The organism is Dyella monticola (assembly GCF_003363155.1).
GTDB classification, from domain to species: Bacteria; Pseudomonadota; Gammaproteobacteria; order Xanthomonadales; family Rhodanobacteraceae; genus Dyella_B; species Dyella_B monticola.
On record NZ_QRBE01000002.1, the window covers coordinates 1 to 25744 of the forward strand.

General features: G+C 60.0%; 22 protein-coding genes. 10 read left to right on the forward strand and 12 right to left on the reverse strand.

Going from position 1 to position 25744, the window contains the following annotated elements; all coding sequences use genetic code 11:
- The coding region (locus DWU98_RS21885; protein WP_230474664.1) for a beta strand repeat-containing protein at positions 1 to 1924 on the forward strand (1924 nt) is incomplete at its 5' end.
- Positions 1925 to 1977: 53 nt separating this feature from the next.
- The gene (locus DWU98_RS03900; RefSeq protein WP_115494202.1) at positions 1978 to 3687 is read left to right on the forward strand and encodes a ShlB/FhaC/HecB family hemolysin secretion/activation protein; all 1710 of its coding nucleotides are present in this window, start codon (positions 1978 to 1980) and stop codon (positions 3685 to 3687) included.
- A gap of 30 nt (positions 3688 to 3717) precedes the next feature.
- On the opposite strand, the gene DWU98_RS03905 is transcribed toward DWU98_RS03900, so the two are convergent.
- From DWU98_RS03905 to DWU98_RS03935, 8 genes are all read right to left on the reverse strand, one after another.
- Positions 3718 to 4389, reverse strand: a complete 672-nt coding sequence (locus DWU98_RS03905; RefSeq protein WP_115494203.1) for a hypothetical protein — start codon at positions 4387 to 4389, stop codon at positions 3718 to 3720.
- Between the two features lie 14 nt (positions 4390 to 4403).
- A complete protein-coding gene (locus DWU98_RS21610) occupies positions 4404 to 4712 on the reverse strand; it encodes a hypothetical protein (protein ID WP_147293202.1) in 309 nt (102 codons plus the stop codon).
- A gap of 19 nt (positions 4713 to 4731) precedes the next feature.
- Positions 4732 to 5511, reverse strand: coding sequence for a transporter (locus tag DWU98_RS03910; RefSeq protein ID WP_115494204.1), 780 nt, complete (start codon positions 5509 to 5511; stop codon positions 4732 to 4734).
- Positions 5508 to 6293 (reverse strand): COG4705 family protein, encoded by a 786-nt coding sequence (locus DWU98_RS03915; RefSeq protein WP_115494205.1) that lies wholly within the window; start codon positions 6291 to 6293, stop codon positions 5508 to 5510. The genes DWU98_RS03910 and DWU98_RS03915 overlap by 4 nt, the downstream gene beginning before the upstream one ends.
- Before the next feature lie 174 nt (positions 6294 to 6467).
- Complete coding sequence (locus DWU98_RS03920) at positions 6468 to 6980, reverse strand: MarR family winged helix-turn-helix transcriptional regulator (RefSeq protein ID WP_115494206.1); 513 nt, start codon at positions 6978 to 6980, stop codon at positions 6468 to 6470.
- Positions 6981 to 7003: 23 nt separating this feature from the next.
- Positions 7004 to 8572, reverse strand: a complete 1569-nt coding sequence (locus DWU98_RS03925; protein ID WP_230474665.1) for an efflux transporter outer membrane subunit — start codon at positions 8570 to 8572, stop codon at positions 7004 to 7006.
- A gap of 30 nt (positions 8573 to 8602) precedes the next feature.
- On the reverse strand, positions 8603 to 10180 hold the full coding sequence (locus DWU98_RS03930) for a DHA2 family efflux MFS transporter permease subunit (RefSeq protein WP_115494207.1): 1578 nt from the start codon (positions 10178 to 10180) through the stop codon (positions 8603 to 8605).
- Positions 10177 to 11262: an HlyD family secretion protein gene (locus tag DWU98_RS03935; RefSeq protein WP_158544950.1), complete on the reverse strand. Its 1086-nt coding sequence runs from the start codon at positions 11260 to 11262 to the stop codon at positions 10177 to 10179. Before DWU98_RS03935 ends, DWU98_RS03930 begins: the two co-directional genes overlap by 4 nt.
- Before the next feature lie 231 nt (positions 11263 to 11493).
- Between DWU98_RS03935 and DWU98_RS03940 the strand changes: the two genes are divergently transcribed.
- Positions 11494 to 12021 (forward strand): MarR family winged helix-turn-helix transcriptional regulator, encoded by a 528-nt coding sequence (locus DWU98_RS03940; RefSeq protein ID WP_115494209.1) that lies wholly within the window; start codon positions 11494 to 11496, stop codon positions 12019 to 12021.
- 95 nt (positions 12022 to 12116) lie between these two features.
- Here DWU98_RS03940 and DWU98_RS03945 read toward each other — a convergent pair whose 3' ends face one another.
- From DWU98_RS03945 to DWU98_RS03955, 3 genes are all read right to left on the reverse strand, one after another.
- Positions 12117 to 13970 (reverse strand): right-handed parallel beta-helix repeat-containing protein, encoded by a 1854-nt coding sequence (locus DWU98_RS03945; RefSeq protein WP_115494210.1) that lies wholly within the window; start codon positions 13968 to 13970, stop codon positions 12117 to 12119.
- Positions 13963 to 15438: a hypothetical protein gene (locus tag DWU98_RS03950; protein WP_115494211.1), complete on the reverse strand. Its 1476-nt coding sequence runs from the start codon at positions 15436 to 15438 to the stop codon at positions 13963 to 13965. Before DWU98_RS03950 ends, DWU98_RS03945 begins: the two co-directional genes overlap by 8 nt.
- 96 nt (positions 15439 to 15534) lie before the next feature.
- Positions 15535 to 15960, reverse strand: coding sequence for a hypothetical protein (locus DWU98_RS03955; protein ID WP_115494212.1), 426 nt, complete (start codon positions 15958 to 15960; stop codon positions 15535 to 15537).
- A 237-nt stretch (positions 15961 to 16197) separates the two neighbouring features.
- On the opposite strand from DWU98_RS03955, the gene DWU98_RS03960 reads away from it, so the two are divergent.
- From DWU98_RS03960 to DWU98_RS03990, 6 genes are all read left to right on the forward strand, one after another.
- Positions 16198 to 17283 carry a GGDEF domain-containing protein gene (locus tag DWU98_RS03960; RefSeq protein WP_115494213.1) on the forward strand — a complete coding sequence of 362 codons (1086 nt, stop codon included), beginning with the start codon at positions 16198 to 16200 and terminating at the stop codon, positions 17281 to 17283.
- Between the two features lie 117 nt (positions 17284 to 17400).
- Positions 17401 to 18450 (forward strand): tellurite resistance/C4-dicarboxylate transporter family protein, encoded by a 1050-nt coding sequence (locus tag DWU98_RS03965; RefSeq protein ID WP_115494214.1) that lies wholly within the window; start codon positions 17401 to 17403, stop codon positions 18448 to 18450.
- Between the two features lie 632 nt (positions 18451 to 19082).
- Positions 19083 to 20819, forward strand: a complete 1737-nt coding sequence (locus DWU98_RS03975) for a copper resistance system multicopper oxidase (RefSeq protein WP_115494216.1) — start codon at positions 19083 to 19085, stop codon at positions 20817 to 20819.
- Between the two features lie 131 nt (positions 20820 to 20950).
- Positions 20951 to 21817 carry a copper resistance protein B gene (locus DWU98_RS03980; protein ID WP_230474666.1) on the forward strand — a complete coding sequence of 289 codons (867 nt, stop codon included), beginning with the start codon at positions 20951 to 20953 and terminating at the stop codon, positions 21815 to 21817.
- A 14-nt stretch (positions 21818 to 21831) separates the two neighbouring features.
- Positions 21832 to 22398 (forward strand): c-type cytochrome, encoded by a 567-nt coding sequence (locus tag DWU98_RS03985; protein WP_115494217.1) that lies wholly within the window; start codon positions 21832 to 21834, stop codon positions 22396 to 22398.
- 170 nt (positions 22399 to 22568) lie between these two features.
- Positions 22569 to 22901: a LytTR family DNA-binding domain-containing protein gene (locus DWU98_RS03990; protein WP_230474667.1), complete on the forward strand. Its 333-nt coding sequence runs from the start codon at positions 22569 to 22571 to the stop codon at positions 22899 to 22901.
- 39 nt (positions 22902 to 22940) lie between these two features.
- On the opposite strand, the gene DWU98_RS03995 is transcribed toward DWU98_RS03990, so the two are convergent.
- Positions 22941 to 23348: a hypothetical protein gene (locus tag DWU98_RS03995; RefSeq protein ID WP_147293204.1), complete on the reverse strand. Its 408-nt coding sequence runs from the start codon at positions 23346 to 23348 to the stop codon at positions 22941 to 22943.
- 331 nt (positions 23349 to 23679) lie between these two features.
- On the opposite strand from DWU98_RS03995, the gene DWU98_RS04000 reads away from it, so the two are divergent.
- Positions 23680 to 25560 carry an aspartyl protease family protein gene (locus tag DWU98_RS04000; RefSeq protein WP_115494220.1) on the forward strand — a complete coding sequence of 627 codons (1881 nt, stop codon included), beginning with the start codon at positions 23680 to 23682 and terminating at the stop codon, positions 25558 to 25560.
- Positions 25561 to 25744 lie beyond the last annotated feature (184 nt).

The following is a 25744-nucleotide window of genomic DNA, read 5'->3' on the forward strand; positions in this document are numbered from 1 at the left end:
GTCCAGCAAGAACGTGGGCAGTTACACGGGCGCGGATTTCAATCTCAACAATCTGGCGCTGACCGGCAACGGTTCGGCGCTGGCCGGCAATTACACCTTGGCCGGTGGTGCCGATACGCTGGCCATCACGGCAGCTCCATTGACGATCATCGGCACTGTCGCTGCCAACAAGGTGTACGACGGCACCACTGCGGCATCACTGAGCGGCGCGAGCTTGAGCGGTGTATTCGGCGGCGACACTGTCACACTGACCAACGACACGACCGGTACGTTCGTCTCGGCCAATGCGGCCAATGGCATCGCCGTCAGCACCACGATGGGCATCAGCGGCGCAGATGCCGGCAATTATTATTTGCCGTCGCAACCCAGCGGCATCACGGCCAACATCACCCCCTACGTTCTCAATCTCGCCGGTACGCGCGTGTACGATGCCAACACCGATGCGAATGCCAATTTGTTCGGTACCGGCGGAGTCTTGACCGGCATCAACGGCGACACGCTGAACCTCAGCGGTTCGGGTGTCGTGTCCAGCAAGAACGTAGGCAGCTACACGGGCGGCGACTTTGCCCTCGGCACACTCATCTTGAGTAACGGCACGGGTCTGGCCAGCAACTACACGCTGGGCGGCAGTGTCGACACGTTGGCGATCACTCCGCTGGCCATCACCGTCGCTGCGACCGGCCAGAACAAGACCTACGACGGCAATACAACCGCCGGCGTGGGCCTTGCTTCCAGTGGCGTGCTCACTGGCGACACGGTGGTATTCGGCGATGGCGCGGCCAATTTCAGCACGGCCAATGTCGGTTCTGCGATTTCCATTTCAGTGACGGGCATTACGGCTGCGGGCGCTGACGCCGGCAATTACACGTTCAACACGACGGCTACAACGAGCGCGACGATCAATCCCTACGTGCTCAATCTCACCGGCACGCGCGTGTACGACGCCACTACCGGCGCTGATGCCAACCTGTTTGGCAGCAACGGCGTGCTCACCGGTATCAATGGGCAGACGATCGATCTCGGTGGCTCGGGCGTGCTGGTCTCGAAGAATGTGGGCACGGAGCGGGTGTTCGCCAATCTGGGCACGCTCGCGTTGAACAACGGTACGGGTCTGGCGAGCAATTACACGCTGACCGGAGGCACCGATTGGCTGACAATCACTCCCGCCACGCTGGCAGTCATCGGCACGATCGCCACGAATCGTGTCTACGACGGCACCACCATCGATACCCTCAATGGCGCGTCGCTAAGCGGTGTGCTGGGTGGCGACAATGTGGTGCTTGGCAACGACACCACTGGGGTGTTCGGCAACAAGAATGTTGGCGACAACAAGGCGGTCAGTACCGCGATGACCATTAGCGGCGGGGACGCGGGCAACTACATCCTGATGCAACCTACCGGCTTGGCCGCTGACGTCACGCCGCTGCCTATCGTCGTCACAGCCACTGGTACCAACCGCATCTACAACGGCAACGTGAGCGATGTGGTGAAATTGGATACGACTGGCGTGTTGCAGGGCGATCAGGTGGCCCTCGCCTACGGCTCGGCCAATTTTGCCAATCCGTATGTTGGCAACACCAAGGTCGTTACGGTCAGTGGCATCACGGCGACCGGCGTCGGCGCTGCGAATTATTTGATCGTCGACCCCATCACCACCACGACGGCCGATATCACCAGTGTCGGCTTCAATGGAAGCGGCGTGCAGGGAAGCTGGATAGCAAGCTTGCAAGGCAGCCTGCAGCCGATGGCCATCGCGACGCCGTACGGTTCTTCGGATACGGATGCGGTGGGTGTGTTCACCGGTAATCAGAAATTGAAACATCGTCCGATCGAGCGCAATCGCACGCGTTCGGACTTCCGTTCCGGCTTGTCCTTGCAACTGCAGAACGGTGGCGTTCGCCTGCCGTCAGACGCGTCCCCATGAGAAAAGCCTCCAAGTTGTCCACGTCCACGTTGTCCATCTGTCCCGGTCTCCCGATGAATACTGCAAAACATTCGACGCTTCCCCGCGTTTCGGCTCTGTGCGTAGCGCTTTCGCTGGCGTTGTGCGCGAGGACGCTACACGCCCAGACGCATGAAGCATTGCCGCAAACCAACAGCGGCCAGCTGATGCAACAGATGCAGCAGAACCAGGCGCCAGCGCCATCGTCGGACCTTGATTTGAACGTGCAAAAGCCCAATGGCGCGCGTTCCCAGGACAGGACGAAATTCTACGTGCATGCGATCCAGATCACCGGCAATACCTTGTTGCCGACCGATGCACTGCATGCATTGGTGACGTCGGGCGAAGGGCAGGAGCTTAGCCTGAACGACCTGGACGTCCTGGCGGAAAAGATCAGCGACTATTACCACGATCACGGTTATCCCTTGGCGACAGCATACGTGCCTGCGCAGAGGTTGCAAAACGGAAACGTACGCATCGCCGTGGTGGAGGCGCGTTACGGCAAAGTCATCCTGCAAAACCAGAGCGCCGTTTCCGATCATCCGCTTAATGCGGCCCTGTCGTCGCTGCAATCGGGTCAGCCCGTGGGCGAATACGGGTTGGAGCGCAGCCTGCTGTTGCTTTCGGATATTCCCGGCGCCATCACCCGTTCCGTGATGCGGCCGGGTGACGTAGAAGGCACGTCGGATCTGGTCGTTAACGTAACATCGGCGCCGCGTTATACCGGCACGTTGGGCGTGGACGATTATGGCAACGCCTACACCGATCGCGTGCGCCTTAACGGCACGTTCGCCGTCAACGGCTTGTTCCACCAAGGCGATGTGCTCGATTTCAGCGGCACAAGCTCCGGCGCTGGGATGAGCTACGGCCATCTGGGCTATCGCTATCTGCTGGACGGGGAGGGCACCACACTCGGGCTCGCCGATTCGGGACTTATGTATAAGCTCGGCAACGGGCTTTCCGATCTGCATGCGCACGGCACGGCCACCACGCAGAGCGTAAACCTCTCGCAGCCGTTCATCCGCAATACCGCCGGCAACCTTTACGCGCAGCTCGAATTCGATCATAAGCGGCTGTATGACGATATCGACCTGGCTGAGCTGGAAAACCATCGCCACGCCAACAACTGGGTGCTGACGGTAGCCGGCGATCAACGCGACGCGACCGGTGTCACCAACTTCAATGTCAGTGGTACCTATGGTCGGCTGTACATGGATAATTTCCAGACGCTGTTCGACGATTATTTCGGCGCGCGCACTGAGGGAACATTCGAGAAGATCGACTACTCGGTATCGCGCCTGCAACAGTTCACGCCAACCAACGCGCTGTACTTCGGCTTCTCCGGGCAGCATGCGAATAAAAACCTGGATACGTCCGAGCAGTTCTATCTCGGCGGCCCCAACACGGTTCGCGGCTATGACGTGGGCGTCGTGTCCGGTGCGCAAGGCAATCTTGCCACGGTCGAATTTCGCCACGACTTCAGCATTTCCGTGCTACCCGGGCCTTGGCAGGCGTCTGCATTCCTCGATAGCGGACATATCCAGGTCTACAAGGATCCCTTTATTCCGGGGCCCAACAGTGCACGTTTGAATAGCGTTGGCGTTGGACTGCGCTGGAATGCGGCGCACGATTGGGTGGTTTCCGCCAGCGTCGCCAATCCGATCGGCAACCGGCCCGTGCTGATTGGGCCCACTACCAGTACCTCGGCACGCTTTTGGTTGCAGGTGCAGAAGGGTTTTTACTGAGCGGCCTGCGGTAAGTCCCGCGTGCCGCGATCAGTTGACGGATGACGCGACCGTGCGCGCAGGCGAGGTCGGTATCGCCGTGTTGAAGGAAACGATGCTCGATCCTGGCTTTCCTTCCAGCGCCATCGCGGCGACGTCGTCGTCCGTTTGTATTGCCGTCGCCAGTACGATCACCGTGCTCAACATGCCGCGCCCGTCACGGATGACAAGGCTCAGCACGCGCGAAGCGGGTAGGGCCGGCTGCTTCACCAGCATGCTCGCGTAGTGGGACAGACAACCGGCCATGCCGGTGTCTTCTACATCGCAAAAGCCCATGTGCGTGGCGTGCGCGAAGCGTGGCTCGTACTGGCCATGGCACAGGCTGTTGGGTTCATCCATCGATGCCGCTTCGCTGTCATAAGATGCGTTGCCATGACACGCCGAGCGCTGTGCCGAGGCGCTATCCATGGTCGCCTCGCACTGACTGGCATTGTCCTGCGAGGTCAGGCATACCGCGGTAATACCCTGTGCGTTCGATATCGCCGTGAACGGGTGCAGCCCCGTGGGCTTGGGCACAGACACCGGCGCGGGGCGTATGAGGGACGGATAGATGGAGCCGGAAATATGCAGTACATCGCGCGCCGGCGGATCGACTGCTTGGGACGATGCCCATGCAGGGATGACAAGCACTAAAAGCATCGCTGTGCGCATGAAGGTTCGCATGCCATGCTCCCTGATCACGTGGCCGGGTTTTGGAGAACCGGCATCGGCAACAAGGGCTTCCGTGAGCGTCCCGCTACGGAAGGGTCATTTTCGGCGGGTTGTTTCAGAAGCCGTTCCCGCAAACACTCCCTGCCGCCGACGATACGCCCCCCATGGAGGAGCGGCGCACGTTGCATCACAAAATAGTCGGCTGCGTTGCCGCTACAGGCGGCCCATTGCGCAACCGCTAAACCCTTGTGACGAATGACATCGGCATTCGTCACGTTTCCATTACGGTTCCAGATGCCGCTCACCCTGGATGAAATGCCCAGCGGCTCGTTCACGCGCAACGCGTGGCGTGCTTCAGTTATTGAATTCGACCGCCACGTAGAAGCCGGAATCACCAATCGAGCTGTGTTGGCCGATCAAGGGGCCTGCGGAGCCGATCAATGACCATTTAGGCGCGAACTTCCAGCTTGCCCCCAACCGAAAGGCGAGGCCGGCATGCGTGTCGATGGCGCCCTCGGCCAGCACGCCGACTTCCGACGCCGTCTGGTAGTAGGCCTCGACACCGAGTGACAGATTGTCTGTCACTTGCCGCGTGAGCCCCACGCCGCCAAAGCTGTAGTTATGGTTGCCGGGGCCGGGATTGAACGTCCATCCACCGCCGCCGAACAGCGACCATGGGCCGAAATCCTTCTGCGCCCAGAGCGGAAGTGAAAAGCCCGGCTTGGTGGAGCCGAAGTATTTGTTCGCGCTCGGCAGCTCGATTTTCGGAAACAGGCTCACATCCGGTATCCAGCTTCCGTCGCTCTGCTGCAGAAATCGGTATTTGAGACCCAGCTCGGTATTAGGCATGCCGACGTGCGCGGGCTGGTTGTTCTGATTGGAATAGTCATCGGCAATGACGACGCTCAGCTGAAGGTTCTTCGCGCCACCATAGTTGATGTCCAGCCCGCTTTCCCAATCGCCGCCACGATAAAAGAGCGTGCCCAACCCATAGGAATAGATCTCCCATTTGCTCAAGTCGGTCGGCTCAGGATCGTCGGTGAGATAGGGCGGTCCGGCGAAGGCGGGTGCGCTGGAAAGCGCCGCTATCGTCGTACATGCCCATACCGCGACCCGCCTTGGTCGCCGCATCATGTGTCGGCGACTACACCAGGATGGCGGCCTGCGCGTTGCGGCAGCACGAGGATGCAAAGGACGATGAAGACCGCAAGAATGGCAGAGGCCAGCGGCCGACTGACATCAAAGCCGCCCTGGGCGACTGGTTTGTCGAACAGATCGCCCAAGGTGGCGCCCAACGGCCGGGTAAGAATGAAGGCAAGCCAGAACAGCACGACATGCGAGACATGCGTCCACCAGTAGAGCGCCAGGAGCACGAGCAGCGCGATACCGAAGACACCGGCGCCGCCGCCGAAACCCAGGCCACTGTCGGCAGCCCAATCGCCAAGCGCCGTGCCGAGCGTCTGCGAGAACGTGATCGTAATCCAGTAAAAGATCTCGGCCTTGGGCGAACGCACGGTTTCCACCGCGATGGTGCCCATCGTCACATACCAGACAGCAAGCGATGCAAGCACGCAGGCGAGCAGCAGGATCGATCCGCCCGCATAACCGATGCCGAGCGAGCGATCCGCGAAATCAGCCATTGTCGTGCCGGCCGTGGTCGAGGCAATGATGGTCGTCCAGTAGAGAAAGGGATGAAAGCGCTTGGCTGACACCTGCCAGATGACGAAGACCACCAGCAGTGAAGCGAAAATAAGGGTGCTGACGAGGTAGCCCAGATTCATGGTCATGCTGACCGTATCACCGCCGGTCTCGCCCAGCGTCGTGGCGGCGATCTTGATGATCCAGAAGGTCAGGGTGACCTCAGGGACCTTGCTCAGCAATGCTTTGTTGTCTGCGGTAAGTGTCATGGGTTTCATGGGTTATTCGAACGAAGCGACTATCTAAATAGGCCAAGGACAAGCATCGGGTAAACATGACTTCCGGTACATGTTAGCGATGTTGTCACTCGAGCTTCCACTGCGAGGTGAAGGTATCACCCATTCCTGCTTCGTTGACGACACTTTGATGGGTGGCAATTCCTTGCGATAGGGCTATGCCTGGTTGTTTTCGCGGGTTGAAACAAACCGCTCCAGTGAGGAGCCGAGCTGTGCGATGGCGTTGATCTGCGCTTTGTCGATAACACCATGCAGTGCCGCCAGAAGGCGCAGGGCAGTTTCCCGCCCTGGCGCCGTCAATGCCACGATGACTTGCCGGCGATCCCATGACGAACGATTGCGACAGACGAGATCACGATGCACGAGTTCATCCATCAACTTCGTCAAATGAGGTGCGGCGGCACCGGTTGCCTCTTTCAGGTCTGCTTGCTGGCAGGTGGCCGTCTTTGATAGATGAACCAGCACGAGACAGTGCATCAGTGTCAGATCGCTCGCTCCTGACGCTACGTGCAGAAGTTTTTCGATCGCGCAGGTCACGCTCTTCAGCGTGCGACTGACCTGCGCCATTTTGTAGAGGGCATCGACATCCGCCGTATCGATAGCGTTGGGTTCAGTTGAATTCGAATTTGGCGTTCCGTTGCTCAAATCATCCACGAGATGCTTGTTCATGAATCGCCGCTCACGTGAGCGCTCTAGGAGCGTGGTGCCTGTGTGGATATCGCAACCTTGTCGGTGCTATCCGGATATGTCGATTCCCAGCCGCCGCCCAGCGCTTTGTACAGGGAAACCAGCGTGGTGGAAATCTGCGTGGTGTTATCGGTGAGATCCTGCTGAGCCGATAGCAGGCGACGCTCCGCATCGAGCACCTGCAGGAACGATCCCGTGCCGGCCGCGTATTGCGCCTTTGCCAGAACCAGCGATCGCCGGTTGTCCTGTACTTCGGCCGCAAGTTCGTCGTGGCGTTGTTGCTGGGAGGAGTATTGAGTCAGTGAATTGTCGATCTCATGCCATGCCGACAGCACGACACGCTGGTAATTCACGGCGGCCTCCTGCTGTTGTTCCTTGCGCAGATTGAGCGTGGCTTTCAACCGGCCGCCTTCAAAGATAGGCAGGCTGATCGATGGTCCGATGGAAAACTGGCGCGATCCCCAATTGCCGAGCTGACTGAACTGCAAAGCTTGAAGACTGCTGCTAGCTGAGAGTGTGATGCTGGGGTAGAAATCGGCCTTGGCTACGCCAATTTCAGCTGTCGCCTGATGCAAGCGGGCCTCCGCCTCGCGAATATCCGGGCGGCGACGCGCCAGATCCGAAGGCATGCCAACGGGCACCAGCGGCGGGGTGGGCGGCACGGGTTTGCTTTCTTCAAGCTCGGCGCGCAACGCGCCGGGCGCCTGGCCAAGGAGGAAGCTCAAACGGTTGATGGTTTCGTCTTCCTGCTGCGCCAGCTGCGGCAGGATCGCTTTCTCGGCAGATACCTGCGAGGCGGCCTCCGTCACATCGAGTTCGCTGGCCAACCCGTTGGCCATGCGTTCGCGCGTGACACGTTCGGCGTCCTTGGCTGCCGTGAGGTTATCGAGCGTAATGGCGTAATCAGTCTGGGTGCCGCGCAGTTGAATGTAGTCGCGCGCGACTTCGGCCATGGTGGACATCAGAAGATCACGGCGCGCTTCCGCTTGCGCATCGACCGACGCATCCGACGCTTCGACTTCGCGACGGACGCGACCCCATAAATCCAGCTCCCAGGAGGCATCGAAACCCGCCTGGAACAGATTGAACGGCGCGGGGCCCGACGATCCTTTAAGGCCCGAAGGAAGCGCCACTACACCACTGCCGGTGCCGTTGGCGGCCGTTGCCGCATCGGTTGGCTGGGCAAGTGCACCGGTCAGGCCCATCACGCCATTGGCGCTGGCACGTTCGCGCACGGCGCTCGCGTTACCGTCGACGGTCGGGTATTGGTCGGCAGCGGTAATCGAGCGCTCGGCGCGGCTTTCGGCCAGCCGCAGCGATGCGACCTTGAGATCCAGGTTGGCATCGGCCACGCGCTCTTCCAGTTTGACCAATTCCGGGTCATTGAACGATGTCCACCAGACCGCGTTGATCGGCGCAGGCGTCGTTTGGCTCGGGACCGTTGGTTTTGCCTGACACTGCGCCGCACACCACGCGGTCGGCAGCTTGGCATCGGGCCGTGTGAAGTTCGGGCCTACCGTGCAGCCGGCCAAAAGTACGGCAGCGAGCGCGATGGACGGCTTGATCATGTTCATGGGGTTTGTCCTCGACAATCCAGAATGCGATTAATGCATGGGCGCGGCGGCATGGCCGTCTTTGACGGGCGAAAGCAAGATCGCCAGCGGAACCATGACTGCAGCAAGTACGGTGAAGTACATGAAGGTATCGGAGTAGGCCAGGATGGCCGACTGTTGCTTCAACGTCTCGAACGCATATCCGATGGCTGTTTCGTGCAGCGTGCTTGCAGCGCGTCCCAGCGATCGCAGCGCCGCTTCGTTTTGCGCGACAAGCGCGTTGAACGATTGATTGAACGGCGTCAGCCACGTCGACAGATGCGCCTGTCGGGCTTGCGTGCGCTCCGAAACCATCGCGGTGGAAACGGAGATGCCGACCGAGCCTGAGACGTTGCGGAACATCACAAAAAGCGCGGAAGCGTCAGCGCCCAGCGAACGCGGCAGGCTGTGGTACGCCATGATGCTGATCGGCACGAACAGGAACCCGAGCCCCGCCGTCTGGAAGCCGCGCATGATCGTGAGCGTATGGAAATCGATATCCGGCACCAGCCTGCTCGAATACCAGAACGCAGCCACCATGACACTGAAACCTACGGCGATCAGATAACGCAGCTGCACCACTTTCATCAGCCGCCCAACTGGCGGAATCAGCAAGATGACCACGACCCCGCCAGGTGCGAGCACGAGTCCGGCCCAGGTGGCGGTGTAACCGATCGTCGTCTGCGTAAACTGTGGAATGAGCACGGCCGCACCATAGAGAATGAAGCCCATGCCCATGATCAGCACGCAGCTGACGGCGAAATTGCGATCCTTGAAAACGCGCAGATTTACGATGGGTTTCTTGGCGATCAACAGCCACGCCACCGCACCGGCGATACCCACCGCCGCCAGAATGGCCATGTGAACGATGAAGGATGATTGAAACCAACCTTCATCCTCACCGCGATCCATCATCACCTGCATGCAGCCAAGGCCGAGCGTGATCAAACCCAGCCCAATGTAGTCGACCGACCGCTTCTGCTTGCCGGCCCACGGCGGATCGTCGACCAACGCGGCAACAGCAAAGCACGCGAAAATGCCGACCGGAATATTGATGAAGAAGATCCAGCGCCACGACACGTTGTCGGTGATAAAGCCGCCGAGTACGGGGCCGAGCACCGGCGCCACCACCGTGGCAATCGCCGTGATGGCAAACGCCGCACCGCGTTTGCGCGGCTCAAACGAATCCACCACGATGGCCTGTTGATTGGGTTGCAAGCCACCGCCAAAGAAACCTTGCAACAAACGGAACACGATCAGCTGCGGCAGGCTCTGTGCCAATCCACACAGCAGCGAGCACACCGTGAACATCGCGATGCAGATCAGGAAGTAGCGCTTGCGCCCGATCACCGCGCCCAGCCATCCGGAGATGGTGAGCACGATGCCGTTGGCGACCAGGTAGGAGGTCAACGTCCACGTTGCATCGTCGGGACTGCTCGAAAGGCTGCCGGCGATATGCGGCAACGCGACGTTGACGATGGTGGTGTCGAGAATTTCCATGAACGCGGCGAGCGTCACCACCACCGCGATCAGCCACGGATTGGCACGTGGCCGCCACGTCGCGTCATGGGCGTCGAGCGCGATGCTCATTGCAGCTCAACCGTGGGTTCGACAGAAAGATTGAGCGGCAGCGGCTGCTTGGGATTCAAACCCGAATCGATCACGATCTTCACCGGCACGCGCTGCACGATCTTCACAAAGTTGCCGGTGGCGTTTTCAGCCGGGAATGCCGTGAACTTGCCGCCCGAACCGGCCTGGATGCTATCGACGTGACCTTTGAGCTCAAGGTTCGGATACGCGTCGATGGCGATCGATACGTGTTGTCCCGGGTGCATGTGCGTCAGCTGCGTCTCCTTGAAGTTGGCGGTAACCCACACCTGCGGACTGACGATGGCGAACAGCTGCTGGCCGACCTGGACGTAATCGCCTTTTTCAACACCGCGCTTGGTGATCCAGCCGTCCTGAGGGGCGGTCACATCGCACCAACCCACATTGAGCCTGGCTTGATCGAGATCGCCTTGAGCGCCCTTCACTGCGCCCTGCAATTGCTCCACATGTGCCTGGGCCTGGGCGATGTCGAGGTCGACCGGCTTGGCCATGCGTGATTCGGCTTCTGCCTGTGCCACGTCGCCTTCGGCTGCGTTACGGCTGGCGGTAGCGAAATCGATGTCGTGCGAGGTGGTGGCTTCCTTCGGAATATCGTGCTGGCGAATGAATTCCGATTGCGCTTTGAAAAGATTGGCGCGTTCGGTGGTCAGCGCAGCCTTCGTTGCGGCGTATTTGGCAGGGTAAGTGATCTTCGCCAGCTCGAGATCCGCCTGGGCGACCGCCAACTGTCCTTGCGCCGACTGCAGCGCACCCTGAGCGTGCTCGCGCGCGGCGAGATAATCCGAGCATTGAATGCGCACGAGCACCTGGCCCTGATGGACGAACTGGTTGTCGGTAACGTCCAGGTCGGAAACGTATCCGGCCACGTGCGGGGCGACGACGATCGCGCGGCCGTCGGTATAGGCATCGTCGGTCGAAACGTCGCGGCCTGACATCACGGCGTAGGCAACGCCGCTGACCAGTAGCGCGATCGCAGCCAGCGACAGCGCGACGCGGGTTTTGCGCGGCAGCGGCCGCCGCGCAGGTGCGGGTGCTGCCTCTTCCTTTGTTTCGGTGGTGCTCATGTCCAGCTGCTCCCAGTCTCTGGCTGGCGTGCGCCGACCGCAGGCCATTGCCGTATTTGTATGGCGGCAAACAATAATGTAAGTTGACAAACATGTAAAGTGCCATACAGTTAGGAGACGTAATATTTTCTATGCCACTGTTTTTGCTACCTTTAGCGCACGAAGGGGCGTTCGTCGGCCGACATACAATCCACCCCTGGACCATTCGAGAGGGATAAGCCTTTGAAAGATATGGAGTCCAACGAGCAATCCGGCTTCCCGACGCCCTATCTGCGCGAGGCCTACGTGCGGCGTTTTCCCGCGGCGGCGGCGCAGCGGATGGAAACCGTCTTCACGCTCAAGTCGGCCACCCAGCAGATCACCAACGTGCTGAACGCGTGGTTGGAGAGCACAGCGGGTTCGCCCGCGCGGTTCCAGACACTTGCACTGTTGTGGGGCGCGGGTGATCGCGCCGTTCCGCATCAGGAAATCATTGCGGCGTTGCAAGTCAAACGCGCAACCGTTTCCGCGATGATGTTTTCGCTGGAACAGGAGGGCTTAGTGCAATCGGTAGGCGATCAGCAGGATCGCCGTCGCTTGCTCGCCACGCTCACCGAGAAGGGCAGGGACATTTTCACGCGCGCGATCGACCTCAATGCGAGTCGGCTCGAAAAAGCGTTCGCCAGCCTTCAACCGGAAGAGCTTGTCGTGCTGCAAAACCTGTTGACACGCACTAAAGATGGCTTTTTGACCGTGGCTGAAGACGAAGCCAAATCGTGAAACCGCCTGGACACGATCGGCACATCGCATCACAGCGATGCCATCGTTGCCGTATAGGCGCATAGCGTGCCTGATTGCAGGCATCTCTATGGGAATCAATCGCGAGGACAGGTCGCAGCGATAGATATGGGCATCGTCGGTAGCGCGCCATCGACATGTGCACCGGCAGCGCGCTGCACGTCGACGGCATCGGCCGGTAGCGTAGCCAGATCGGTAACGTTCGGTGCCCAGATCTTGGTCGGGCCCGGATTGTGCGGAGTGCCTTTGCTGTCGGTCCAGTTGTGGGCGATGCGCAAATTGCCGCTCCAATCGGCCCAGGCGCTGATCCATGCGCCGAGAACGACATTGCGTTCCACGTCGAAGTTGAAACTGTGCTCGTCCAGGTAGATACCGTTGCCTTCACCACTGTGATGCATGTCGATGGCATTGCGTGTGATGCAAGACGTACCCGGTGTTGATTCACCCTGCGTGTAGATGGCGCCGCCATCGGCCAGTTGCAGCATCACGCGTTCAACACGATTACCGACGATGTGGATGGCGGACTGTACCGGTCCCGTGCCTTCGAAATTCCAACCCCAGCCAACGGAAATGCCGCTATAGGGCAGGTCGGTGATCGTGTTGTGCAGCAGATCCAGTCCGTTGACGAAGCCGGCCATGATCGCGACGTTATCGCGGTAGGTTAGTGCGACATGGTCGATCTGGTTATCGGCGATCAGCACATCTGATGTTTTTGCATCGGCATCGGGTGGGTGCGCGGTGATATCGCCAACGAAAATCGCGCCGCCGCCGATATCGGTGAAGCGCGAATGCGTGATGGCAACACCATGGCTGTCGTCGACAAAGGCGATGCCGGCTGCCGCAAGATGGTGGAAGGTGTCGTGATCGAACACGATGTTGCGCCCGGCCCGAATGGATACCGCGCTGTTGATGCGGGTCATCCCTTCGCCGTTGTCCGGCAAGGTTTGCCGTCCACGCCCTTGCACGAGGTAGCCGGCCTGCAGGCTGACGTAGCCATCGTCGGTGCGTGCCTGGTGCCATGAGGTATTGGCGAAATCGATACCTTCGAAAACGAGATCATGCACGGGTTTTTCATGCGTTCCGGCCACGCTCAATAGTGTTTCGAGCACCGGTATGTCGATGGTGGGCGTCTGGGGCAATTCATCGGCGTGCGGCAGGTAATGCAGTCGATGGCGTGCCGTATCCACGGTGTACGTTCCCGGCTCGCGCGGCATGCCACCCAAATCATCGAAGCCATCCATGGCGTGGTAATACTTGCCGAATGGGCTGGCGACTTTCCAATCGTTGCGCGAGTCGATGGCGGTGTTGTGCCAGCACGGCTGCGCCAGGCTGACTTGATCATTGCCCAACGCGGTGATACGGCAATGGAAATCGCGCCAGCGTACATGCACACGGGCGAGCGAACCGGCTTGCAATCGTTGCATCACCGCGGGCGGAATGTTGAAGAGGCCGTTTTCGTCGACCTTGCAATCGGGGCATGCGTCGGTCGCATCGGGAAGGCGGCGTTGTCCGTGGAGATAGATGCTCGATGCCGCCTCTTCGTCAGGCTGCAATGCAAACTCCCAGTATTGACCTTCGCGTGCTCCAGTGACATGCCGGCTACCAATCAGCACGGGGTGAGCACGTGCTGCGGCATGCCAACAGATCGGATGGCCCGGCGCGCCGCTGTCGCGGTTGTCCAAATGCATGGTGTGAGAAAGACGGTAGATACCGTCAAGCAGGATCACATCGGTCGTGATCGCGCCGGCATCACGATGTGCGCGTATCGCCGTCTGGACCGCAAGCAGGGAACAGGGTGACTGGCTACTGCAAAGCGTATTTTGCGTGCCGGCCGGCGACGCATAGAGCGTTTGGGCACGAAGGCACGGCGACATGAGCATGCATGCCAGCACCAGCAAGGCGATGACGTGCCCCATGCGTTTTTCAGACATGCTGCTTTTTCATGTGTACCAATAGCGCGCTTGCCCGTGGCACGCGAATGCGCAGGCCCTGGGCGGTATCGCCTTGCCACGCCGTGGCAACCAGTCCGGCCGTGTCGCGACTATCCAGCGATGCGGCGCGCAACTGCTCGGCGCTGTCGATGAAAAAGTCTTCGACGTCTATCGACATATCCGCGTCCAGCAGGACATCCTTATTGATCAGTGCAAGCAGCATTTCATCGTCGCGTTTGCCGGCATACGCAGCGAGGTTGGCGCCGCCGGTGTCGAGCTTTCCATACAGCATGCGCGCGCCTGCGAAGCGTTGGGCCAGCACCATGCCGTGATAGAGCGGCCGCGGCTGGAAACCCAGCGCAACATCGCCGGCGATCGGTGCGTAGTGTGCGCTGGCTGCATCGCGTTGCAGGGACAGGGAGCTGGCGTCGGTGGTCGCGTGCACTTCGCGCCCCAAGGAGGCTTCGACCGAAGTCAGCGTGCCGCCGTGGAAGTGGATGCCGCTTACGCCAAGGCTTGCCAGCCCAAGCATAAAATCCGCGCCCCACAATGCCGCCGCGAAAACATTGCTGACACCATCGCGGCCACCGAAGTAATAGGAATTGGCTTCCGTCAGGCGTACTGGCAAGTGAACCTCATCGCCTACATCGACGAGTCGTTCCATGTATTCCAATAGACCCGGATCGCCGCCAAGCAGGTCGCCGACGGAGCCCCGTTGCGCTGCGTCGCGGTAGTAATGCCGGCTAAGAAAACAATTTTCCGCGCCATGCTCGCGTGCGTAAGCGATGACCCAGTCGGTATTGGCGCCCGTATCGGGGCCGGCCAATGGCATGCCCGCCGCACGCAGGGCGCGCGCGTAGGGTTGCCATGCCGTGTCGAAATCGGCGTAGTCCTTTTCGTAGTTGTTCGCTTCATTACCGATTTGAATGGCCAGCAGACTGTCGCCCACTGCATCGCGTACTGCGTGCGAGAGCGCCACGGCCATGGCGGGTGAACCCGCGCGCAGGTTCACGCCAAATACCAGCTTCCAACCCGTTGCGCGCAGAAAGCCGGAGAGATTGCGCAACGATTCGGGCCGCAACGTCACCGGATGCTGCGGACCCGTCGTGTGCGATGGCTGTGCCGGCAAGGTGCCGTGGTATTCGCTCCAGGTTGTGATGTCGCTGGTGTTTCCGCCGATGCGCAAGACACCGTTGGGATTCAATTCGCGCAGCAACGCGATCAAGGAATGGTTATCCGGCGAGAAGAACCTTGGATCGGCCAATTGTCCGGTTTCATAGCTGAGACTGGCGAGCGAATCGCTGACGATGCGCCCTTTGCCTTCGGGTTTGACGGTGAAGCTGGCCTGTGCTGCCGCGGCGTTGCTGGATTCAGAGGTGGCCGCGCGCGCAGTGATGAAGGTGCCTGCCACGGGTAGCAACAGGGAGGCTTTCAGCAGATTCCGTCTGGCGGACTCGAAGGTCGTCATGTTTCTGCTCCGTATTTGGTGCGAACCTGACCAATGTCGCCATAAACGAAAGTAAAAGAAATATATCGAAAGTCATGCCATGGCGCCCAGACGCCATCAAGGGTGGTTATGCCGTGTCCCGCCTGCATCCAGCCACCACAGCTCGTCTTCGGACAGATAAGCCGCCGACGCATGCGGCGCGGCATGGGGGACATTGCCATCCCAGTGACCCACGTCCAACCGGCTGCACATCGCGGTGCTGTCCAGTCGAAACTTAAAATAGACCCGGTCGACGCCCCTCTGGCGCACATGCAGGCGCCCGTAAACGTGGCGGCCGTCCTCGCGCACATGGTCGAGCGAGGTGAAATACGCCCAACCGACCTTCTCGCGCGTGAAACGGTAAAGATCGGCCCGTTTGCCGTCTTCGAACAACTTCGCCTTGGCTGTGAAGCATCCCAGCCACGCGAGCGCGTCGCCCGCTTGGAGGGCAGTCAGTGCGGCTTTGACAGTGGGGTTTAAGTGAAACTCCGGTTCGAACGCCATGCGAGCGCCTCTCCATCACGCGTGGCGTCGAAGCGGTCAGGAGGAAACGCGGCCTGCCGGCCCTCTCACTGCGATCGCCGCCCATGGTCTTACGGGCGCATCGTTACGACCCCTGCGTGCTCAAAGTGTGACAAGGATGCATGGATGGCGTTTGCATGGGCGCGGCGGGCGAGGGCACGTGTGTGCTGTTACAGCGGGGGGTTCAGGGCCGCACGCAAGCTGCCGATATCCAGGCATATGAACCACCTTACTCGTATCGCCCCATCCAGCCTCCTCGGTGCACTGGTCGCCAGCATCGCCCACGCACATACGCTGGAGGCGCTGGCCCGGCCGCTGCTGGAACTCCTGCAGACCGCCACCGGGCTGGAGTCGACCTACCTGACCCGCCTGGACGAGCCGGCGGGTGTTCTGGCTATTCAATACGCGCGCAATACCCGCCGCCTGACCATCCCGGAAGGGTTGTCCGCGCCGTGGGAGACCACGCTCAGCAAGCACGCACTGGATGCGGGACGGTTCTATACCGATGACGTCGGCAGTTGCTGGGAGGATTGTAAAATCGCGCGGTCGCTAGGCATCGTCACCTACCTGAGCGCTCCGGTGCGTGGCAAAGGCGGAGAACTGTTTGGCAGCTTGTGCGCGGCAAGCGACGAACGCAAACCGCTTACGGAAGCTGCGATTAACTATCTGGCGTTGTTCGCCCAATTGATCGGTCAACAGATCGATCGTGAGCGGCTGCTAGCAGCCTTGCAGCAAGCCAACAGCTCGCTGGCCATGACCGCCCTCACCGATGCGGTAACGCAATTACCCAATCGCCGGGCGCTATTGGAAGAAATGGAGCGCCGCCTTGCTTCGCATCAAGACGACCGGGCATTGATCGTGGCGCACATCGATTTGGACGACTTCAGGCCCATCAACGACCGATTTGGGCACGAAGCCGGCGATCAACTCCTGCAGACCATCGCCAAGCGGCTGCGACGCATGCTGCGCAATGGCGACATGGCCGCACGCATCGGCAATGATGAATTTGCCGTGCTGGCCGCGGAGCAGCGCATCAAGGCCGCCGAGGCCGCCATCGCGCTGTCCCGACGGCTGGAAGGTGCCACACGTGGGCGCTTCAAGCTGGATACGGCGCTTATCGATTATGAAGGGGCGAGCGTGGGCGTCATCGTGGCCGAAGCCGATAGTTCCAGCGCCCAGGCACTTCTCAACAAAGCCAACGCGGCGATGGATACGGCCAAGCGAGCGCGCAAAAACAAAGAGAAGATTGCGCCGATGCCAACCGGCAGAGCCATCATTCGCTACAAGTGGCCGGTCATTGAGTGAGTACCATCAAGCCGCCGGTAAAAAGGTGGCTTTCAGCGACGAATTTCATTATCCGCATACTCATCCAGCCGCCCATCTGCGGATAATGGCGCCGTTCCCTGCCAAAGGGAGGACGCGATGCTCAACGTCGAAACGGCGCGAGGATGGGTGCGGCGACTCTCCCCGGATTGTTTCGCGCTGGTCATGGCCACGGGCATCGTCTCCGTTGCCGCCGATCAGCATGGCATGCCCAGCGTGGCGCAGTGCCTGTTCTGGTTGAACCTGGTCATTTACGTATGGCTATTGGCGTTGAGCGGACTGCGCCTTGCGCGCTTTCGCAGCGAGATGACCGCGGATTTCATCGATCCTTCGCGTGGCGCGGGTTTTCTCACCGTAGCCGCCGCCACCTGCATCCTCGGCACTCAATGCGTGACGGTGATGCCGCTGCCGAAGGTGGCGATCGTATTGGCGGTGGCAGGTGCGGCGTTGTGGCTGGCGCTGATCTATCTGTTCTTCGCTGCCACCATCACGGCCCGCATCAAACCCGGCTTCACCCGCAGCATCAACGGCGGGTGGCTGGTAGCCATCGTGGCAACGCAGTCGTTGGCCGCATTGCTGGCTTTGCTATCAGGCGGCTACACAACATGGTTGTTTTCGTCGCTATGCCTGTATCTCTTGGGCGCGGCGCTTTATCTGCTGATCATCACGCTGGTGGTCTATCGGATGGTGTTTTTTCCGCTGCGTGCGTATGAATTTACACCTCCGTATTGGATCGACATGGGTGCCCTGGCCGTCACCACGCTGGCCGGAAGCCTGGTTGTGGAGCAGTCGCCAGCGACAGGTCCGTTAACCGATTTACTGCCGTTCGTAAAAGGCTTCACCCTCTTTTTCTGGGCCACGGCGAGCTGGTGGATACCGCTGCTGGTGATTCTTGAGGTCTGGCGACACGGTTGGCGGCATGTGCCGCTGCGCTACGAAACAGACGATTGGGATATCGTTTTCCCGATCGGCATGTACACCGTCGGCACGTACGAATTGGCGCATGCGCTGAACACGCCGTTTCTGCTGATCATCCCCACCATAGGCGTCTATGTGAGCCTGCTCACGTGGCTGCTGATTGCTGTTATCGGATTGCAACGTCTGTATCGCAAGAGCGTCCGAAAAGGGGCTGGCAGCGGCCATCGCTGATTGAGCGCGTGTGCGTGTAGGAAAATGCATCTGTCGCGTCCGCGTGGGCGCTTACCTATACCCAACTCCAGAGTTGTGAGTGTCAAACGGCGACGCTAAGCTCGCGCCCAATGACTTTTTCGTTACGCCACGCCGCTCGTTCTCGCACCTTATGGGTGCTGAACGCCGTGGCATGGTTACTGTTCGTGACGACATCGTTGTTCGCTTCACCCGTGCCTTCTTCAGGTCTTGGCCAGAGCCATGGGCACGCTAAAACGGTTGCGTACCAGCTTGACCATTGTTGCCATGGCGGCTCGCATGTGACGGTGGTCACCACCAGGCACGGCCATGATGGCGGCGACGGATGCTGTCAAGGGCAGGCCAGCGTTGCGTGTCATTGCGATTCGCTGTGCGGCATGGCCGTTATCGCGCTGCCTGGATACGCTTTGCTTGTGTGGTCCATGGCGCCGATCTATGTCAGCCATGACATGCACCGTGTGTCATCGCGAATGCTGAGTCCACCCCTGCGACCCCCCGTGGCCTGAACCTCCCCACGTTTTTTTGTGCATCCAGAGTGCCCGGTTCCATAACCGTGTGCGGATGCGTTTTGGGCGGTTCTCGCGGATACGCCTCGACTATTGAGCGGTTTTCTCATGACACGGATCATTACCACGCCGACGGCAGATATGTCGCGGCGGCGTTTCGTTGAAGGTTTGGCTATGGGCGGTGTTGCGGCGGGGCTGGGGCTTTGGCCTTCGGCACGTGCATGCGCGCAATCGCGCCTGATCCAGCAGCCTGTACTGCAAGGCACCGATTTTGCGCTTGAGATAGGTCAGATACCCGTCAATTACACGGGTCGGCCGCGACTGGCCACTACGGTCAACGGAAGCGTCCCGGGACCAACCCTGCGCTGGAAACAGGGCAGTACGGTCACGTTACGTGTGACCAATCGCCTGAGCGTTCCGACGTCCATCCATTGGCACGGCATCCTGTTGCCGTTTGACATGGATGGCGTGCCGGGCATCAGCTTCGCCGGTATCGCACCCGGCGAAACGTTTGTGTATCGCTTTCCGGTTCGCCAGGCTGGCACGTATTGGTATCACAGCCATTCGGCCTATCAGGAGCAGACCGGGTTGTATGGCGCGCTCATCATCGAGCCGGCGGCAAAGGACCGTGTGCACGCGGATCGCGACTATGTCGTGATGCTCAACGACTGGACTGACGATGATCCCGCACATATTTTCGCTCTACTCAATCGGCAGAGCGATTACTACAACCATGCCATGCCGACGGCGCTGGATTTCTTTCGCGATGTACGCGAGAAGGGGCTGCATGAAGCGCTGGCGGAACGACGCATGTGGAACCGCATGCGTATGAACCCGACCGATCTGGGCGATGTTTCCGGCTACACCTACACGTATCTCATGAACGGCCATGCGCCGGCAGGTAACTGGACGGGCTTGTTCCGACGCGGTGAGCGTGTGCGTCTGCGTTTCATCAATGGTTCGTCCATGACGATCTTCGATGTGCGCATTCCCGGGCTGAAGATGACCGTGGTCAGCGCGGACGGTCAGGACGTGGATCCCGTGACAGTGGACGAATTTCGCATCTCAGTGGCTGAGACCTATGACGTGGTCGTGGAACCGCTGGACGAGCGCGCTTACACCTTGTTCGCCCAAGCCATCGATCGCTCGGGTTATGCGCGTGGCACCTTGGCGCCGCGCGGCGGCATGGCGGCAGAAGTGCCTGCCATGGATCCGCGCGAACCATTGAGCATGGTTGACATGGGAGGTGCCATGGCGATGGATGGCGATAACACTGGCATGCATGACATGGCGTCCATGCAAGGGATGCCGATGCAGGCAACACCCACGGTTCATCATGCGCGCACCGAATACAGCCCCGGCGTGGACATGCGGGTAGGCATGCCACGCACCAACTTGAACGATCCTGGGGTAGGGCTGCGCGACAATGGACGCCGCGTATTGGCGTATGCCGATCTGCATACCATCGGTGGCGCCATCGATACGCGTGAGCCGTCGCGCGATATCGAGTTGCACTTGACCGGCAACATGGGACGTTACATGTGGTCGTTCGACGGAGTGAAGTTCAGCGATGCAAAGCCCATGCATTTCCGCGCGGGCGAACGCCTGCGAATCGTATTGGTCAACGACACGATGATGAATCACCCGATTCATCTGCACGGTATGTGGAGCGAACTGGAAAATCCGTCTGGCGCGTTCCAGGTACGCAAGCACACCATCAACGTGCAACCCGCGCAACGCATCGCCTATGGAGTGAGCGCCGATGCGCTTGGGCGCTGGGCGTACCACTGCCACCTCCTGTATCACATGGAGGCGGGCATGTTCCGCGAAGTGGTGGTGTCATGACCTGGCGCGCCGGTCGCCACGTGACGGGGTACTGTCTTCCGGTGGTATGTTTGGGGCTTCTCTGCGTGGCGCCACTGACGCACGCCGCGCAAACCGTGCCTGTGTCATCCAGCACCTCACCGTGCGTGGACATGAGCGCGATGCCTGACATGGGCATGAACCATGGCGGCATGCCCATGCCCGCTCCGGCGACGTCGACCCATGGAGCGCCTCAAGCGGTCCCGATCACCTCATCCATGCCCAACATGGACATGCACCATGACAGCATGGGAGCCTTGCACGGTAGCAAGCCATCCGGCGATATGCGAAATCCGGATTACTCGGACGGCCTCACAACCAGCCCCATGACGGGCATGGGCATGCAGGACAACGCTGCACAACATCTGCTGCTGGTCGATCAGCTTGAATACTTTCTTGGGCGTGATGCTAATGGCGCGGCATGGGATGCCGAAGGTTGGTACGGTACGGATACCGACAAGGCATGGTTCCGTACCGAGGGTGAGCTTAATGCCGGGCGATTGGAAAATGCCGATATGGAGGCATTGTGGGCGCACGCGATAACGGCCCATTGGGATACGCAACTTGGCGTTCGCCATGATGTGGGTGTGGGTTCCGATCGCACGTGGGCCGCGTTCGGTATCCAGGGGCTTGCTCCGTACTGGTTTCAGGTGGAGGCCACCGGTTACGTGAGCAACGCGGGGCGCACCGCGGCGCGGCTACGGATCGAATACGAGCTACGGTTCACGCAGAGACTGATTTTGCAGCCGGAATTCGAAACCAACCTGTACAGCAAGCATGGTGCGCAAGGGCGTATCGTCGACGACATGTCCGACATGCAATTGGGCCTGCGCTTGCGTTATGAATTCAATCGGCAGTTTGCCCCCTACGTCGGTCTGGTATGGGTGCGTCGCTTCGGCGCGACGGCTTCGAATCTGCCAGGCGATCGCGAGCCGGTATTCGATCAGCAGATCGTTGCTGGTCTTCGATTTTGGTTTTGATGAGAGACGCATCCATGAAAAAGCGCTTTATCGCTGCCGTATTGATATTTGCCGTCTTGATCGCAGGCGCCACTGGCTTGGTCTGGTTCGGTGCCTACAACGTGGGTGCCGACGAGCCGCATTGGCCCATCACCTATGCCCTGATGCAGACCATCCGTAACCGATCGATCGCCGTACGTGCCGAGGACCTGCCCATCCCAAATCTCAATGACCCGAAGGTCGTTCTCAAAGGGGCAGGGCAGTACGCGGCCATGTGTACCGGCTGTCATCTGGCGCCGGGCATGCGCGATTCGGAAATCCGCCCAGGCTTATATCCGCAGCCGCCAGATCTTTCGCGACAGCGTGTCGATCCCAGGGTGGCTTTCTGGGCCATCAAGCATGGCATCAAAATGAGCGCGATGCCGGCGTGGGGATTCAGTCACGATGACGCCACGATCTGGAGCATGGTGGCGTTCCTGCAAAAACTGCCAGGCATGACGCCTGCGCAATACAAAGCCATCGTTGCCAAGGCGCCGCCGGACGAGGACATGGATATGGACATGAGCGGCGACCATGATCATGCATCCGGCGATAAGCCGTGAGGCCGATCGCCGAAACGGTCTGCCGCATCCGGTGCACGCCCTGGCGCACAGGGCTGGCGTCGACCGTCAGGGGTCTGAGTCAATCGAGCGAACCATTCAACCAAGATGGAGTCGCTCATGAAAACCGCATTGCTCGCCCTGACTTTAGCCACGTCGGCCATGGCGCCACCGTGGCATGGGTCGAGCGCTTTACGGTGCGCGTGGGGCAGCGTTTGGCGGTCGTCGAAGCCGACGATGTCGATTGGATCGAGGCCGATGGCGATGACGCTGCCCTGCACGCAGGCCAGCAGGTGTACCTGTTGCGCGAGACGCTTTACCAGCTAAGTCTGCGGCTTGATCCTCGGAAATTTCTTCGCATCCACCGCTCGGCGATCGTGCGCATCGATCGTGTCGCCGAACTGGAAGCGCTTCCAAACCGCGACTACCTCCTGCGTTTGCGCGATGGCACGCCGTTGCGCGCAAGTCGCACGTATGTCGACAAGCTTCAGGCCGCGCTCAAATAACACGCTGCCACGCATCGTCGCTGTGCGTGATACTGCCAATCAAAGGAAACTGGCGAACGTGTCGATGGGTCGAACGTTCAGGGCTTCCAGATCCCAGGCGAGCAGGCGCGCGATAGCCAGCGTGTCGTCATTGATTTGCCGATGGTGGGCCGAGAACGCACGCAGCATTCTGTTCGACCAGCGAGACTGCGCCTTAAGCTCAAACACGATCACCGCGGCAGCCAGGCGAGTGAGGTCGGCTGTCACGTCGAGGTTGATTGCCGCGTGCGCAATCGCCGTCAATCGATCGCGCGACACCAGCCGGCTCACGCGTTTTTCGATGGATAAGTGTGCTGAACCTCGAAGCTCGCCCGCCTCGAGCACTGCATGATAAAGAATGGCCTCCAGAACCCTCTCTATGCGTCGTGCCAGGCGTCGCTCGGTCGGCTCCCTTTCCAGCGCGTTCACGCTGGCGGGTCGTCCCGGACCCCACGATCGAACGAGGGGGTCACCTGAACCGTGGCGGTTGTCTCTGACCGGCCGAAACGGTACCACGTTACTTGAGCCGGTGTCCTGAGATTTGGCCCGGGAATGGGGGATGGTCATCGCGCTTTCCAGTCAATCGGACGTGCTCGTCAACGTCCATGGAAGGGCTATCGGCCATCGACGGGGTTCACTTGAATGTGGCGCGTGGTACGACACGACCTGCCGGGCTCTTTATTGAAACCGAAGCACGGCAAGGGTGGGGTGGCGTGGTACGTTGGTGGTCCAGTCCTTGTTCTGTTTGGGTTTATCAGGCATGCCAATCATTTCGCGTCTGTTGCTCGGCTTATTCATTGTGTTGGCACCCGGTATGGCCGGCAGCGTCCCTTCGAGCAATCCTGCTGATTCGTTGCTGCGCGAGATGCGCCAGGCTTACGGTGGCGATCATTGGAACCATGTGTCTGCGCTGCAAAGCGAAGGGACCGAAACCGGCGATGGTCTGAGTGGTGCGTGGCAATCGCTGGCGGAACTTCATCACGGCTATTACATCAGCCGTTGGCGCAATGAGATGTTTTCCGCGGCCGATGGTATCGATGCTCAGGGCCGCTGGCATCAGGGTGTTTCGGGCATGATCGGCCCCTACGATTCCGATGAGGCGAAGGCGCTTGCCATCAGCGAGAGCTGGCTACGGCGCTTTGGTTTTCTCGCAGTGCAACCCGACGCCTCGTTTCAGCTGCTCACCGACAGCGAAGAACATGGGCGCCGCTATTTTCGTCTGCAAGCAACCCCCACCGGCGGCCGCACGCTGACGCTCTGGATCGACCCGTCCACGTTTCTACTGGACCACGTGGCATGGAAAGGCTCTTATCTTCTGTGGTCCCAGCGTTACGCCGATTACCATGCTGTCGACGGCCTGCAACTGCCATTTCGCATCACCACCACGTCAGTGATGACAAATGGCACGTTGCACGGCACGACGCTCGATGTTGCCGAACACATTCAGGCGCTGCCCGAGGTCTCTGCTGGTGCGCTGGCACGTCCTTCCAATACGGTGCGCGATGTCACCATGGCCCATGGCGCCAGGGAAGCCGTGGTGCCGATGCACTTGGAAGGCGGCGCGCTACTCATCGAGGCCAAGATCAACGGAAAAGGCCCCATGCCTTTCATTCTCGACACTGGCGGCCAAGCCTTGTTCACCCGCGAAGCTGCCAAGAAGCTGGGGCTGCAGGCAACGGGGAGCGGCGTAAGCGCCGGCTCAGGCCCCGGCTCGATGACCACGGCTTACACCAAGGTCGCTCACCTCACACTCGGCAATGCCGACATTCGCAATCAAGCTTTCCTGATCATTCCCTTTCCCTACAGTTTCTATCAACGCGGCGTTGGACGCGAACCGATTGCCGGGCTGTTGGGCTTGGAAATCTTTCAGCGCTTTGCGGTGACCTTCGACTACGATCATCGGCAATTGATTTTGCAGCCGTTCGATCACGGCAACGCGCCCGCTGCGAGGAAGGGCGATATCTTGCCGATCCATTTCACCGCCGATATTCCATTGATTCGCGCGAAGCTGGATGGCAAGAGCGGTATTTTCGGCGTGGACACGGGTAATTCCGGTTATACCTTGCTATTTCCGCAATGGGCCGAGCAGCAAGGCTTGCTGTCGCATTACGAGCATGGTGCCCCTTATCTGACCGGTGGAGTTGGCGGCCTTTACACCGCGCACCTTGCACATGCGCACTCGCTTGAGCTTGGCGGCACGACGTTGAGCGACGTGTTGGCGCTACTCACGCGTGCCGATGCCGGCGCCACCGGCAATCCCACGGAAGCGGGCAATATCGGGCAGGACGTGCTGGCGGGCTTCAACGTGCATGTCGATTATCGCCGCGCGGAAATCGTGCTCATGCCGCGCGCGAAGACGCCGATATGGCATTACGCCATGGCCGGCTTCCGCGCCGAAAAACATGAGGATCAACCGGATCGCTATCAGGTTACGGCAGTGATCCCTGGCAGTCCCGCTGAACAAGCCGGGCTGAAGAAAGGCGACGCCATCATGGCGATCGACGGCCAGAAAGCATCCGCGCTCGGCGTCGGCCAGCTATGGGACCTTATATCGCTACGACCCGAAGGTGTGTTGCTGACGTTGACCTTGAGTAACGGCCATATTCTCAAGATGAAACTGCGTGACATCGCGCCTCATTAGCGCATGGCAAAGGCGAGCGCATAGGATATTGGCGCAGTGATTTCGGCCAGTCGTCCAGGGTGGCTATTTTGATTATCCGTGCACAACCGGCATTCAATACCGCAACATGCTTAGTTTTGGCTTAGAAATAAGATGCACGGAGTGATGTCCGGTTTTCATGAAATTGTATTGACCTTCGGTGATG

Coding starts and splice junctions, on each gene's coding strand:
- DWU98_RS03900 (WP_115494202.1), top strand. CDS start 1,978: ATGAATACTGCAAAACATTCGACGCTTCCCCGCGTTTCGGCTCTGTGC.
- DWU98_RS03905 (WP_115494203.1), bottom strand. CDS start 4,389: ATGCGAACCTTCATGCGCACAGCGATGCTTTTAGTGCTTGTCATCCCT.
- DWU98_RS03910 (WP_115494204.1), bottom strand. CDS start 5,511: ATGATGCGGCGACCAAGGCGGGTCGCGGTATGGGCATGTACGACGATA.
- DWU98_RS03915 (WP_115494205.1), bottom strand. CDS start 6,293: ATGAAACCCATGACACTTACCGCAGACAACAAAGCATTGCTGAGCAAG.
- DWU98_RS03920 (WP_115494206.1), bottom strand. CDS start 6,980: ATGAACAAGCATCTCGTGGATGATTTGAGCAACGGAACGCCAAATTCG.
- DWU98_RS03925 (WP_230474665.1), bottom strand. CDS start 8,572: ATGAACATGATCAAGCCGTCCATCGCGCTCGCTGCCGTACTTTTGGCC.
- DWU98_RS03930 (WP_115494207.1), bottom strand. CDS start 10,180: ATGAGCATCGCGCTCGACGCCCATGACGCGACGTGGCGGCCACGTGCC.
- DWU98_RS03935 (WP_158544950.1), bottom strand. CDS start 11,262: ATGAGCACCACCGAAACAAAGGAAGAGGCAGCACCCGCACCTGCGCGG.
- DWU98_RS03940 (WP_115494209.1), top strand. CDS start 11,494: ATGGAGTCCAACGAGCAATCCGGCTTCCCGACGCCCTATCTGCGCGAG.
- DWU98_RS03945 (WP_115494210.1), bottom strand. CDS start 13,970: ATGTCTGAAAAACGCATGGGGCACGTCATCGCCTTGCTGGTGCTGGCA.
- DWU98_RS03950 (WP_115494211.1), bottom strand. CDS start 15,438: ATGACGACCTTCGAGTCCGCCAGACGGAATCTGCTGAAAGCCTCCCTG.
- DWU98_RS03955 (WP_115494212.1), bottom strand. CDS start 15,960: ATGGCGTTCGAACCGGAGTTTCACTTAAACCCCACTGTCAAAGCCGCA.
- DWU98_RS03960 (WP_115494213.1), top strand. CDS start 16,198: ATGAACCACCTTACTCGTATCGCCCCATCCAGCCTCCTCGGTGCACTG.
- DWU98_RS03965 (WP_115494214.1), top strand. CDS start 17,401: ATGCTCAACGTCGAAACGGCGCGAGGATGGGTGCGGCGACTCTCCCCG.
- DWU98_RS03975 (WP_115494216.1), top strand. CDS start 19,083: ATGACACGGATCATTACCACGCCGACGGCAGATATGTCGCGGCGGCGT.
- DWU98_RS03980 (WP_230474666.1), top strand. CDS start 20,951: ATGAGCGCGATGCCTGACATGGGCATGAACCATGGCGGCATGCCCATG.
- DWU98_RS03985 (WP_115494217.1), top strand. CDS start 21,832: ATGAAAAAGCGCTTTATCGCTGCCGTATTGATATTTGCCGTCTTGATC.
- DWU98_RS04000 (WP_115494220.1), top strand. CDS start 23,680: ATGCCAATCATTTCGCGTCTGTTGCTCGGCTTATTCATTGTGTTGGCA.